At 66.9% G+C, this 12,188-nt stretch carries 9 protein-coding genes; 4 read left to right on the forward strand and 5 right to left on the reverse strand.

Features of this window, described 5'->3' with window-relative positions:
- Positions 1-143 precede the first annotated feature (143 nt).
- Entirely contained in the window at positions 144-2,459 is a 2,316-nt protein-coding gene (locus ACLIJ1_RS21300) for an NADP-dependent malic enzyme (protein WP_411367572.1), read from the reverse strand.
- Between the two features lie 213 nt (positions 2,460-2,672).
- Entirely contained in the window at positions 2,673-3,635 is a 963-nt protein-coding gene (locus ACLIJ1_RS21305) for a 1-phosphofructokinase family hexose kinase (protein WP_411367573.1), read from the reverse strand.
- A gap of 110 nt (positions 3,636-3,745) precedes the next feature.
- Here ACLIJ1_RS21305 and ACLIJ1_RS21310 point away from each other — a divergent pair, with 110 nt between their 5' ends.
- The gene (locus ACLIJ1_RS21310) at positions 3,746-5,155 is read left to right on the forward strand and encodes a UDP-N-acetylglucosamine-peptide N-acetylglucosaminyltransferase (protein ID WP_411367574.1); all 1,410 of its coding nucleotides are present in this window, start codon (positions 3,746-3,748) and stop codon (positions 5,153-5,155) included.
- A 46-nt stretch (positions 5,156-5,201) separates the two neighbouring features.
- Here the strand turns inward: ACLIJ1_RS21310 and ACLIJ1_RS21315 are convergent, their stop codons facing one another.
- Both ACLIJ1_RS21315 and ACLIJ1_RS21320 read right to left on the reverse strand, forming a co-directional pair.
- Positions 5,202-6,599, reverse strand: a complete 1,398-nt coding sequence (locus ACLIJ1_RS21315; protein ID WP_411367575.1) for an aminopeptidase P N-terminal domain-containing protein — start codon at positions 6,597-6,599, stop codon at positions 5,202-5,204.
- A 58-nt stretch (positions 6,600-6,657) separates the two neighbouring features.
- Positions 6,658-7,599, reverse strand: coding sequence for a hypothetical protein (locus tag ACLIJ1_RS21320; RefSeq protein ID WP_411367576.1), 942 nt, complete (start codon positions 7,597-7,599; stop codon positions 6,658-6,660).
- A 264-nt stretch (positions 7,600-7,863) separates the two neighbouring features.
- On the opposite strand from ACLIJ1_RS21320, the gene ACLIJ1_RS21325 reads away from it, so the two are divergent.
- Positions 7,864-8,076: a hypothetical protein gene (locus ACLIJ1_RS21325; protein WP_411367577.1), complete on the forward strand. Its 213-nt coding sequence runs from the start codon at positions 7,864-7,866 to the stop codon at positions 8,074-8,076.
- Between the two features lie 75 nt (positions 8,077-8,151).
- Here the strand turns inward: ACLIJ1_RS21325 and ACLIJ1_RS21330 are convergent, their stop codons facing one another.
- Entirely contained in the window at positions 8,152-8,853 is a 702-nt protein-coding gene (locus ACLIJ1_RS21330) for an NDP-sugar synthase (RefSeq protein ID WP_411367900.1), read from the reverse strand.
- A 182-nt stretch (positions 8,854-9,035) separates the two neighbouring features.
- Between ACLIJ1_RS21330 and tkt the strand changes: the two genes are divergently transcribed.
- Together tkt and gap are read left to right on the forward strand one after the other, a co-directional pair.
- Positions 9,036-11,111 (forward strand): transketolase, encoded by a 2,076-nt coding sequence (gene tkt / locus ACLIJ1_RS21335; protein ID WP_411367578.1) that lies wholly within the window; start codon positions 9,036-9,038, stop codon positions 11,109-11,111.
- Between the two features lie 43 nt (positions 11,112-11,154).
- Positions 11,155-12,153 carry a type I glyceraldehyde-3-phosphate dehydrogenase gene (gene gap / locus ACLIJ1_RS21340; RefSeq protein WP_411367579.1) on the forward strand — a complete coding sequence of 333 codons (999 nt, stop codon included), beginning with the start codon at positions 11,155-11,157 and terminating at the stop codon, positions 12,151-12,153.
- Positions 12,154-12,188: the final 35 nt, after the last annotated feature.

Below are 12,188 nucleotides of genomic sequence, written 5' to 3' on the forward strand. Positions count from 1 at the left end.
CTGTTCTGAGGCACCATCAATCGGGTGGGTTTACCCTGAATATCAAGCCGCGTAGTGTGCCTGATGCGCTGCAAAAAAGCAAGTTGCTGCTGATTAATTAAGCAGGGGAATTCAGGGCAATTGTGAGGAATAGTTAGTGCTTGCTAAGCGCCGGGCGCCTGACGGTGCACGTTGGCTTCCGCGACGGTCAGGGCTGTCATGTTCACGATGCGGCGCACGGTGGCGCTGGCCGTGAGAATATGCACAGGTTTTCCCACACCCAGCAGCATCGGGCCGATGGCGATGTTGCCACCGGCGGCGGTCTTGAGCAGGTTGTAGGCGATGTTGGCCGCGTCGATGTTGGGGCAGACCAGCAGGTTGGCGTCACCATGCAGCGTGGTGCGCGGCATCATGGCCACCCGGGCTTCGGCGTCCAGCGCCACATCCCCGTGCATTTCGCCGTCGACTTCCAGCCACGGTGCATTCGTTTGCAAGAGGGCCAGCGTCTGGCGCATCTTGACCGCGCTGGGCTGCTCGGACGAGCCGAAGTTGGAATGGGACAGCAGGGCAGCCTTGGGCGTGATGCCGAAACGCATCATCTTGCGCGCCGCCATCACGGTGATCTCGGCCAGTTGCTCGGCGGTCGGGTCGTAATTGACGTGGGTGTCGACCAGGAACACCTGGCGGCCCGGCAGCATCAGCGCGTTCATGGCGGCGTAGCAGGTGGCGCCCTCACGCTTGCCGATCACCTGGTCGATGTAGGTGAGGTGCAGCGGGTTGGTGCCCCAGGTGCCGCAGATCATGCCGTCGACGTCGCCGCGGCGCACCAGCATCGCGCCGATCAGCGACAGGCGCCGGCGCATCTCGATCTTTGCCAGCTGCTCGGTCACGCCCTTGCGCTCCATCAGCTGGTGGTAGGTCTGCCAGAGCTCGCGGTAGCGCTCGTCCTGCTCGACGTTGACCACGTCGTAGTCCAGCCCTTCCTTCAGGCGCAGGCCGAACTTCTCGATGCGCTGCGCGATCACCGGCGGGCGGCCGATCAGCGTCGGACGCGCCAGGCCTTCGTCGACCACGATCTGGCAGGCGCGCAGCACGCGCTCTTCTTCGCCCTCGGCGTAGGCGATGCGCTTCTTCAGTGCCGTGCGCGCGGCCGCGTAGATCGGCTTCATGATGGTGCCGGAGGCGAACACGAAGCTTTGCAGGCGCTGGCGGTAGGCCTCCATGTCGGTCACCGGACGCAGCGCCACGCCGCTGTCGGCCGCCGCCTGGGCCACGGCCGGCGCGATCTTCATCATCAGCCGCGGATCAAACGGCTTGGGAATCAGGTACTCGGGGCCGAAGGCCAGCTTCTCGCCCGCATAGGCAGCCGCCACGACCTCGCTCTGTTCGGCCTGTGCCAGTTCAGCGATGGCGTGCACCGCAGCGATTTCCATCTCGTCGGTGATGGTCGACGCGCCGGCGTCCAGCGCACCGCGGAAGATGTAGGGGAAACACAGGACGTTGTTGACCTGGTTGGGGTAGTCGGTGCGACCCGTCGCCATGATCGCGTCGTCGCGCACGGCCTTCACGTCTTCGGGTGCGATCTCGGGGTTCGGATTCGCCAGCGCAAAGATCAGCGGATTCGCCGCCATCTTGGCGACCATGTCTTTTTTCAACACGCCGCCAGCCGACAGCCCCAGGAACACGTCGGCGCCGGCAATCGCCTCGCTCAGCGTGCGCTGGTCGGTTTTCTGCGCGAACTGGATCTTGTCCTCGTCCATCAGCTCGGTGCGGCCTTCATAGACCAGCCCTGCGAGGTCGGTCACCCAGATGTTCTCGCGCGGCAGGCCCAGCTTGACCAGCAGGCCCAGGCAGGCCAGCGCGGCCGCACCAGCGCCCGAGGTCACCAGCTTGACTTTCTTGATGTCCTTGCCGACCACCTTCAGCCCGTTGAGCAGGGCGGCGCCAACCACGATGGCGGTGCCGTGCTGGTCGTCGTGGAAGACCGGAATCTTCATGCGCTCGCGCAGCTTTCGCTCGACGTAGAAGCAGTCGGGTGCCTTGATGTCTTCGAGGTTGATTCCGCCGAAGGTGGGCTCCAGCGAGGCGATGATCTCGACCAGCTTGTCCGGGTCTTTTTCGTTGATCTCGATGTCGAACACATCAATGCCCGAGAACTTCTTGAACAACACGCCCTTGCCTTCCATCACCGGCTTGGCCGCCAGCGGGCCGATGTCGCCCAGGCCCAGCACGGCGGTGCCGTTGGTGATGACGGCCACCAGGTTGCCGCGGCTGGTGTACTTGAAGGCGTTGTTGGGGTCGGCGACGATTTCTTCGCAGGGGGCGGCCACGCCGGGCGAGTAAGCCAGCGCCAGGTCGCGCTGGTTGGTCAGCTGCTTGGTGGCCGCGATGGCGACTTTGCCGGGAGTGGGTTTCTCGTGGTATTCGAGGGCGGCGGCGCGCAGTTCGGCGCGCTTGTTCTGGGCTTGTTCGGTGCTCATTCGGCTGTCTCCGGCTTATGGATTCTGTAATGCGAAAAGCGATTGCGCATTCTAAATCGTGACGTGCGGCATTTCCATCGCTTTTTCCGAACCGACGGTTCGGGTGCTTTTGACATTCTGGGCAGGAATGCGCGCCGCGCAAGCTCGGTTTTCCACAGTCGAAAGCCGCCCATTGGCAGCCTCGGTGGGGTGGACGGCGGCTGCAGCGCCCGCTCAGACGACCGGGCGGATCTGCACCTGTACGCGCAGGCGCTGCATGTCTTCCGGATGCGCCAGGCTGGTGCCAGCGTTCAGCAGCGCGGCCGAACCGGCCGCCACGCCCCATGCGAAGGCCTGGTCCAGAGGCATGCCTTGCTGCCAGGCCCAGACCAGGCCGCCGACGAAGCTGTCGCCGGCGCCCACCGCGCTGGCCACGGGCATGTCCAGTGGTGGCGCAAACCACATGGCGTCGCGCGTCACCAGCAGCGCCCCCTGATGGCCCAGCGTCAGTGCCACGATCTCGGCCTTGCCCTCGTTCACGAGGCGGCGCGCGCCAGCCTGCCATTTCGCCGGTGTTTCCAGCGTCTCGCCGGTCAACTCACCCAGTTCCTTCAGGTTGGGCTTGAACAGAAACACGCCCTCGACCAATGCGGCCGAGAGCGCCGGCCCGGAAGCGTCGACGATCAGCTTGGCGCCACGCTGGCGGCACAGCCGCGCCACGCGCGCATAGAAATCGGTTGGCACGCCGGGTGGCAGGCTGCCGCTGGCGACCACCAGGGCGGGGAACTCGGCCAGGCCTTCGAGGTACGCCAGGCAACCGGTCCATTCGGCCTCGGTGAGGTGCGGGCCTGGCATCACGAAGCGGAACTCGGCGCCCGTGCTGTGCTCGTGCACGGTGAAGCTCACCCGCGTTTCGTCGGCGATCGGCAGGAACACGCTGTCCAGCCCCTCGTCGCGCATGCGCTGCTCCAGCCAGTGGCCCGAGGAGCCCCCCGTGGGGCAGAGCGCCACGCAGCGCCCGCCCAGTCGCGTCAGCACGCGCGCCACGTTGATGCCGCCGCCGCCCGCGTCGTGCAGCGTGTCGCCGCAGCGCAGCTTGTGGGTCGGCACGACGCTTTCTGTTTCGGTCGCGAGGTCGACCGAGGGGTTCATGGTCAGGCAGAGGACCGAGTGCCGGGGTGTCGAATCGGATGTCATGGTGCCTTTTGTACCGCAAGCGGGTGACGAACCGGCTGAGGCAGCGCAAGGTTGGTGCCGGATGTCTCCGCGCGTCCGAAGACATGGCCCGGCTCTTGCCGTGCCCTTGCATGAGCTCTCCCCCTGCGCCGCTGCCTCCATCCCGCGCCATGCGCCACTACGCCCGTGGCCGCGCCTGGTGCGAGTGGCAGGACTTCGGGCGCTGGCAGCCGCAGGCCTTGTCGGACCTGGCCGATCCGGCCGTGGCGGCTTTGTCGCCTTTCCAACTGCTGTCGCTGCCAGGGATCAGCGCTGCACACCAGCGGTCTTTCGCCGTCCGCTGGATGGCCGAGCGGCTGCGGGTCAGCACTGGCGCACGCGGCAAACTCGCGCTCGAGTTCGCCGCTGCGCCGGTGAAAAGAGCGATCAGAGGACCCTTGCGCCTGGGCTATCTCAGCAACGATTTCCAGCAGCACGCCACAGCGAGACTGATGGTCGAAATGCTCGAAGCGCACGACCGCGACCGTTTCGAGTGCCATGCCTACAGCTACGGCGCCGACGATGGCCTCGGCATGCGCCAACGCCTGCAGGCCAGCGTCGCACATTTCCACGACATCACCGCGCTGGACGACGTGCAGGCCGCGCGCGCCATCCACGCCGACGGCATCGACATCCTGGTGGACCTCAAGGGCTACACGGCCGGCACCCGCACGTCCCTGCTCACCTACCGGCCGGCGCCGGTGCAGGTGAGCTTCCTGGGCTACCCCGGCACGCTGGGAGGCAGCTTCTGCGACTACCTCGTGAGCGACCGCTTCATCACCCCGGCCCATGCCGCCGCCGACTACAGCGAGGCGCTGGCCTGCATGCCGCACAGCTACCAGCCGCACGGGCGGCACGCCGACATCGGCGAGCGGCCCACCCGCGCGTCGCAGGGGCTGCCCGACAAGGCGTTGGTGCTGTGCTGCTTCAACCAGGCCTACAAGTTCACCCCGGAGGTGTTCGACATCTGGTGCCGCCTGCTGGATGCTGCGCCGGGCAGTGTGCTTTGGCTTCTGCAGGACGAGCGGGCCGAGGGCAACCTGCGGCGCGAAGCCCTGCAGCGCGGGGTGTCGCCCCAGCGGCTGGTGTTCGCCAAGTCGCTGCCCCAGGCGACGCACCTGGCCCGTCTGCCGCTGGCCGACCTGGTGCTCGACACCCTGCCCTACAACGCTCACACCACCGCCAGCGACGCGCTCTGGGCGGGCGTGCCCGTGCTCACCTGCGCCGGCGACACCTTTGCCTCGCGCGTGGCTGGCAGCCTGCTGCATGCGGTGGGGCTGCCGGCACTGGTGACCGATTCGCTGGATGCCTATCTGGCGTTGGGCCTGGCCCTGGTGAGCGAGCCACAGCGGCTGGATGCACTGCGGGCGCAACTGGCGGCCCAACGCCTGACCGCACCGCTGTTCGATGTGCAGGGCTACACCCGAAGTCTCGAAGCGCTCTATCTCGGCATGTGGGCCCGCCACGCCGCGGGATTGCCGCCGCAAGCGATCGACGCCTGACAGATGGCGTGACCGATTCCCTGGACGGGGTTGCGGTGGTGGTGGATCAGCCGCGCATCAGTGCTTCGATCTCGTCGGCCTTGACCGGCACGTCGCGCGTGATGAGCTCGCAGCCGGTTTCGGTGACGATGGCGTCGTCCTCGATGCGGATGCCGATGTTCCAGAACGCTTCCGGCACGCCTTCGCCGGGCCGCACGTACAGGCCGGGCTCGATGGTCAGCGCCATGCCGGGGCGCAGGATGCGGCTGGGCCGGTCCTTGATGACTTCGCCCGACAGCGGATCCTTGCGCTCGTTCACGGTGCCGACTTCACTCGGCTCGACGTAGCTGCCGCAGTCGTGCACGTCCATGCCCAGCCAGTGCCCGGTGCGGTGCATGTAGAACGGGAAGTAGCTGCGGTTGGCGATCACGTCCTGCGCACTGCCCACCTTGTTCTTGTCGAGCAGGCCGACATCGAGCAGGCCCTGCGCCAGCACGGCCACGGTGGCCTCATGCGGGTCGGTGAAGCGCGCGCCGGCTTTCGTGGCCGCGACGGCCGCGTCCTGCGAGGTCAGCACCAGGTCGTAGAGCGTGCGCTGCGGGCCGGTGAAGGTGCCGTTGGCCGGGAAGGTGCGGGTGATGTCGCTGGCGTAGCCGTCGAGCTCGCAGCCGGCATCGATCAGGACCAGCTCACCGCTGCGGATGGGTGCGGCGTCGGCGCGGTAGTGCAGCACGCAGGCGTTGGCACCGGCGGCGACGATGCTGCCGTAGGCCGGGTATTGCGAACCCTGCTGACGGAATTCGTGCAGCAGCTCGGCGTCCAGGTGGTATTCGCGCACGTCCTGCCCGGCGCGCAGCATGGCGGCGCTGCGCTGCATGGCGCGGATGTGGGCGCGGGCGCTGATCTGCGAGGCGCGGCGCATCACGTCCTGTTCGTGCACGTCCTTGATCAGGCGCATTTCGTCCAGCGGGCCGCACAGGTCGCGCTGCTGCTCGGGGCACAACGCGCCGTAGCGAACGCGGGCGCGCACCGGCTGCAGCCAGCCGTTGATCCTTCCGTCCAGACCCTGGTGGGTGGCAAACGGGTACCAGACCACGTTGCGGTTCTCCAGCAGCTTGGGCAGACGCTGGTCCAGCTCGGTCACCGGGTGCGCGGCCTGCACGCCCAGCGCGTCGGGCGCGGCGGCCGGACCCAGGCGAATGCCGTCCCAGATCTCGCGCTCGGCGTCCTTGGGGTTGCAGAACAGCGTGCTCTCGCCCTCGGCCGTGACCACCAGCCAGGCGTTGGGCTCGGTGAAGCCGGTCAGGTAGTAGAAGTAGCTGTCGTGCCGGAACAGGAAGTCGCTGTCGCGGTTGCGCTGCTGCTCGGGCGCGGTGGGCACGATGGCGATGCCGCCGGGCGTGAGCTGTGCGGCCAGGCGGGCGCGGCGTTGTGCGTGGAGCGAGGAGGTCGGAGCGGTGGTCATGGGGGCATTGTCGGGCGGTCCGGCCCGTCCGTGGTTGGCTGGGGATTTTTCGCCGGCTTCACAGTGCCATCAGTTGCCGCTGCACATCGATCCGCAGCGTGAGGACGCGGCGCATGCGTGGCGCCTGGACTGACAGCGTCAGCTTCGGATTGTCGAAATCGCGCAGCAACGGGGGACGCGGCGCGTGGAAATAGAGGTCGACGTTGTCGCAGAGCTCGCGCGTGGCGGCCTGGCCGAGGTCGTCTTCCGAGGCACAGGGCTGGATCAGGCAGGGCGCGTGGGTGAATCCCATCTTCCGCAGCGCCAGTGCGCGGTGGTGGCCGTTGTTGATGGCAACCCGGCCGTTGTAGCGGACGCCGTTGAGCAGGTTGGCGCTGAAGCCCACGCTGAGCGCGACCACCGCCTGGGGATGGCCCATCACCTCCGCCTGCCGCACGTCCACCGGGTCGAGCACCTGCGCGTCGAGAAAGCGCATGTCGTGCGCGTCGGCGACGAAGGTGAATTCGCGCCCGCTGCGGCTGGCGAGCCGGAAACTGGCGGCCGGCGGCTTCAGGGGCAGGCAGAGTTCGGCCAGCGCCTTGGGGCTCAGCGGCAGGGGATGGTTGGTGATGATGCGCTCGACCACCGCCTGTGTCATGGAGTGCTGCGAGACCACCAGCTTGTCGAGTTCGACCAGGCCGAAAGCGACCGGCACGGTGTCAAAGGTGCGGCGCACACCCGGCAGCTCGACCAGCTGGGCCAGATGCCGGTTCATGGCCTTGGGCAAGGGGCGGATGTCGGCCCTGTCGGCCGCGCCGGCCTCCGAGACGGCCATTCGCTGGTATTCGCGGGAGGCGCTTCTCCAGCGATCGGAGAGTCGCGCGCGACTGGGCGGCCGGCCCAGACCCTCCAGCGAAGAGGCCAGGTTCAACAGATCCGACAACGGCTGCGCGCCAAGCAGCAGCCGTTCCTCGGTGGCGTCGGACGAAAGCGGTGCGGGTCGTTTGCGCAGGGTGGCCATGGTGTGTGGGGCGTGGAATCACCCGATTCTCGGAGATCGGGGCACCGTGGCGGATGCCCCTCATGTAACCCGTGCTTACATTTGATTCGAACGGGCCGTGAACAAAGTCGCGAGAAGGCTCCGCGGCTGCGTCGAAATGCCTACACCGCTTCCTACACTGCAGGTCCGGAGTCTTCTGGTGCATGGGATGGATGAATCCTTTTGCTTTCTCCAGACGATTCTTTTTCGCGACAACAAAGTCGCCTACTCGAACGGAGAAGCACCATGCGCGTCCTGAATCTGGAAGAAATGTTGAATGTCAGCGGCGGTTGCGGCCATCGCAAGTCGGGCAAGAAGAGTGGCTGCGGCGGCAAGTCCAGCGGCAAGAGCTCTGGCAAGGGCTGCCACAAGTCCAGCGGCAAGGATTCGGGCAAGGGTTCCGGCTGCACGCCGACGCCAGTGCCGGTGCCGACCCCTACGCCGAATCCGGTCCCCTGAAGTCCCAGAGTCTTGGCGGTTCAAGGAAAGAAAAGGCCCTTGCGGGCCTTTTCTTTTTTGTCGATCGAGCAGGCTTCAGTCCACTTGCAGCTCGGCCAGCCGTTCGGGCGTGCCCACATCGGTCCAAGGCCCTGTGTACAGCTCGGCGCTCACCAGCCCGGCGTCCATTGCCTTGCGCAACAGGGGCGCCAGAGGCACCGCAGTGCCCTGGGGATTGCCTGGCACCACGTCGCACCAGGGCTGCTCGAACAGCGCGCGGTGGTACAGCCCGATGGTGCTGTAGGTGTATTTCTGCTCGGCCTGGTTCAGTGCCAGGCCGTCGGCGGTGATGCCAAAGTCGCCCCGGGGGTTGTGCGGAGGATTGGGCACCAGCCACAGGTGGGCCAGCCGGTCACTGGCCACGAAGCGCTCCACGCTCTCCCGGCTGAACAAGAAATCCGGCGCGTACACATCGCCGGCCAGCACCCAGAACACCTCGCCCAAGAGCGGCAGCGCGCGCGAAATGCCGCCAGCGGTTTCCAGCGCATAGCCGAAGTCCTGGCCCTCGTGGGAAAACCGCAGATCCGCGCCCGGGTGTTGTTGCGGCCAGTCCGCGAAGCGCTCGCCGATCTGTTCGCCGAGCCAGGCGGTGTTGATCACCAGCCGGTCGAAGCCGCCGCGCGCCAGCGCTTCCAGCGACCATTGCATCAGCGGCTTGCCGCGCAGCTGCAGCAGCGGCTTGGGCGTGGTGTCCGTCAGCGGACGCATGCGCATGCCCCGGCCGGCGGCCAGGATCATGGCGGGAATCGGAATGGTGGTGTGGGAGACCATGTGGGTTGGGCGAACGTGCAGGGCGCCGCGCGCATTATGGTCCGCTGCGCCCGGGCCCACATGGTCTGGCCCGGGTGGCCGGACCGGGGCCGATAAAATCCGGGGTTTCGGCCCGCGCCGTCCCTCCCGCCCTCCCCCTCCCCTCCGCCATGTCCGACGCCACTCCCAGCACCGCCCCCGCCCCTGTCTCCACCGTGAGCGCCCAGACCCAGGCCAACGCCATCCGCGCGCTCGCCATGGACGCGGTGCAGGCCGCCAACTCCGGCCACCCCGGCGCGCCCATGGGCATGGCCGACATGGCCGTCGCGCTGTGGGGCCGCCACCTGCGCCACAACCCCACCAACCCCGCTTGGGCCAACCGCGACCGCTTCGTGCTGTCCAACGGCCACGGCTCCATGCTCATCTACGCGCTGCTGCACCTGACGGGCTACAAGCTGCCGATCGGTGAACTCAAGAACTTCCGCCAGCTGCACAGCAAGACCGCCGGCCACCCCGAAGTGGGCGTGACCCCGGGTGTGGAAACCACCACCGGCCCGCTGGGCCAGGGCATCACCAACGCGGTTGGCATGGCGCTGGCCGAGAAGCTGCTGGCGTCCGAGTTCAACCGCGAAGGCCACACGGTCGTCGACCACCACACCTACGTGTTCCTGGGCGACGGCTGCCTGATGGAGGGCATCAGCCACGAGGCCGTGGCCCTGGCCGGCGCCTGGAAGCTCAACAAGCTGGTCGCCCTGTACGACGACAACGGCATCTCCATCGACGGCCAGGTCGCACCCTGGTTCATCGACGACACCCCCAAGCGTTTTGAAGCCTGCGGCTGGAACGTGATCCGCGCCGTGGACGGCCACGATGCCGACGCCGTGAGCGCCGCCATCGCTGCCGCCAAGAACAGTGCCGACAAGCCGACCCTGATCTGCTGCAAGACCAGCATCGGCAAAGGCAGCCCGAACCGCGCCAACACCGCCAAGGCCCACGGCGAGCCGCTGGGCGCCGAAGAAATCAAGCTCACCCGCGAAGCCCTGGGCTGGAACCACGCGCCCTTCGTGATTCCCAAGGACGTGTACGCCGCCTGGGACGCCAAGGCCGCCGGCAAGGCCGCAGAAGCCGCCTGGAACGCCCAGTTCGCCGCCTACAAGGCCGCCTTCCCCGAACTGGCCAAGGAATTCACCCGCCGCATGAAGGGCGACCTGCCCAAGTCCTTTAACCAGGTGGCGGTCAACGCCGCCGTGGAAGCCCACACCAAGGCCGAGACCGTGGCCAGCCGCAAGGCCAGCCAGATCGCGCTGGAGCACTTCACCGCAGCCCTGCCCGAACTGCTCGGTGGCAGCGCCGACTTGACCGGCTCCAACCTGACCAACACCAAGTCCACGCCGAATCTCCGTTTCGACCTGGCCGGCAACGTCGTGAAGAACGAAGCCGGTGTGGGCGGCCGCCACATCAACTACGGTGTGCGCGAATTCGGCATGGCCGCGATCATGAACGGCGTCGCCCTGCACGGTGGCTACATCCCCTACGGTGGCACCTTCCTCACCTTCAGTGACTACAGCCGCAACGCCATCCGCATGGCCGCGCTGATGAAGCAGCGCGTGATCCACGTGTTCACGCACGACTCCATCGGCCTGGGCGAAGACGGCCCGACCCACCAGTCGGTCGAGCACGTCGCCAGCCTGCGTCTGATCCCGGGCCTGGACGTCTGGCGTCCGGGCGACACGGCCGAAACCGCCGTGGCCTGGGCCGTGGCCCTGCAGACCGCCAATCGTCCGTCGGCCCTGTGCCTGTCGCGCCAGAACCTGCCCTACGCGCCCAAGGCCGATCTGGCCGACATCAGCAAGGGCGGCTACGTGCTGTCCGAGCCGGCCGACGTGGGCCTCAAGAAGAAGGCGCAGGCGGTGATCATCGCCACCGGTTCCGAGGTGCAGCTGGCGCTCAAGGCGCAGGAACTGCTGGCCAAGGAACACAAGATCGCCGTGCGCGTGGTCTCGGTGCCCAGCACCAATGTGTTCGACCGCCAGAGCGCCGACTACAAGGCCGCCGTGCTGCCCAAGGGCCTGCCGCGCGTGGTGGTGGAGATGGGTTCCACCGACGGCTGGTGGAAGTACGGCGTGTCGGCCGTGGTCGGCATCGACACCTACGGCGAGTCGGCCCCCGCGCCGGTGCTGTTCAAGCATTTCGGTTTCACCCCCGAGAACGTGGCCGACACCGTGCGGTCCGTGCTGGCGAAGTAATCAGGTTTCGGTTTTTTTTCATCCATCCACAGGAGCAGAAGACATGGCTATCAAAGTCGGTATCAACGGTTTTGGCCGCATCGGCCGCAACGTGCTGCGCAGCGCGATCCAGAACTTCCCGGACATCGAGATCGTTGCCATCAACGACCTGCTCGAGCCCGACTACCTGGCCTACATGCTGCAGTACGACAGCGTGCACGGCCGCTTCAAGGGCACGGTTTCGGTTGAAGGCAACACCCTGGTCGTCAACGGCAAGAAGATCCGCCTGACGGCCGAGAAGGACCCGGCGGCCCTGAAATGGAACGAAGTCGGCGCCGACGTCGTGATCGAATCCACCGGCATCTTCCTGGACAAGGCCGGCGGCGAGAAGCACCTGGCCGCGGGCGCCAGGAAGGTCATCTTCTCCGCTCCGTCCAAGGACGACACCCCGATGTTCGTCTTCGGCGTGAACGACAAGACCTACGCTGGCCAGGCCATCATCTCCAACGCTTCCTGCACCACCAACTGCCTGGCCCCCGTGGCCAAGGTGCTGCACGACAAATGGGGCATCAAGCGCGGCCTGATGACGACGGTGCACGCAGCAACTGCCACGCAGAAGACCGTGGACGGCCCGTCCAACAAGGACTGGCGCGGCGGCCGCGGTATCCTGGAAAACATCATCCCGTCCTCCACCGGTGCCGCCAAGGCCGTGGGCGTGGTGATCCCCGAGCTCAACAAGAAGCTGACCGGCATGAGCTTCCGCGTGCCGACCTCCGATGTGTCGGTGGTCGACCTCACCGTGGAGCTGAACAGCGAAGCGACCTATGAAGAGATCAAGGCCGAGATGAAGGCGCAGAGCCAGGGCGCACTCAAGGGCGTGCTGGGCTACACGGAAGACAAGGTGGTGGCCACCGACTTCCGCGGCGAGACCTGCACCTCGGTGTTCGACGCCGACGCCGGCATCGCGCTGGACAAGACCTTCGTGAAGGTCGTGAGCTGGTACGACAACGAGTGGGGCTACTCGAACAAGTGCCTGGAAATGGTCCGCGTCGTCGCCAAATAAGGCCCACCCCCGCGCCGCGCCTGCGGCGCGTCACC

It is taken from the genome of Hydrogenophaga sp. RWCD_12 (genome assembly GCF_046604225.1).
GTDB lineage: Bacteria > Pseudomonadota > Gammaproteobacteria > Burkholderiales > Burkholderiaceae_C > Hydrogenophaga.

What these genes read in the sequence shown, in the direction of transcription:
- ACLIJ1_RS21300 (WP_411367572.1), bottom strand. Translation starts at nt 2,459, where the DNA reads ATGAGCACCGAACAAGCCCAGAACAAGCGCGCCGAACTGCGCGCCGCC.
- ACLIJ1_RS21305 (WP_411367573.1), bottom strand. Translation starts at nt 3,635, where the DNA reads ATGACATCCGATTCGACACCCCGGCACTCGGTCCTCTGCCTGACCATG.
- ACLIJ1_RS21310 (WP_411367574.1), top strand. Translation starts at nt 3,746, where the DNA reads ATGAGCTCTCCCCCTGCGCCGCTGCCTCCATCCCGCGCCATGCGCCAC.
- ACLIJ1_RS21315 (WP_411367575.1), bottom strand. Translation starts at nt 6,599, where the DNA reads ATGACCACCGCTCCGACCTCCTCGCTCCACGCACAACGCCGCGCCCGC.
- ACLIJ1_RS21320 (WP_411367576.1), bottom strand. Translation starts at nt 7,599, where the DNA reads ATGGCCACCCTGCGCAAACGACCCGCACCGCTTTCGTCCGACGCCACC.
- ACLIJ1_RS21325 (WP_411367577.1), top strand. Translation starts at nt 7,864, where the DNA reads ATGCGCGTCCTGAATCTGGAAGAAATGTTGAATGTCAGCGGCGGTTGC.
- ACLIJ1_RS21330 (WP_411367900.1), bottom strand. Translation starts at nt 8,853, where the DNA reads ATGATCCTGGCCGCCGGCCGGGGCATGCGCATGCGTCCGCTGACGGAC.
- tkt (WP_411367578.1), top strand. Translation starts at nt 9,036, where the DNA reads ATGTCCGACGCCACTCCCAGCACCGCCCCCGCCCCTGTCTCCACCGTG.
- gap (WP_411367579.1), top strand. Translation starts at nt 11,155, where the DNA reads ATGGCTATCAAAGTCGGTATCAACGGTTTTGGCCGCATCGGCCGCAAC.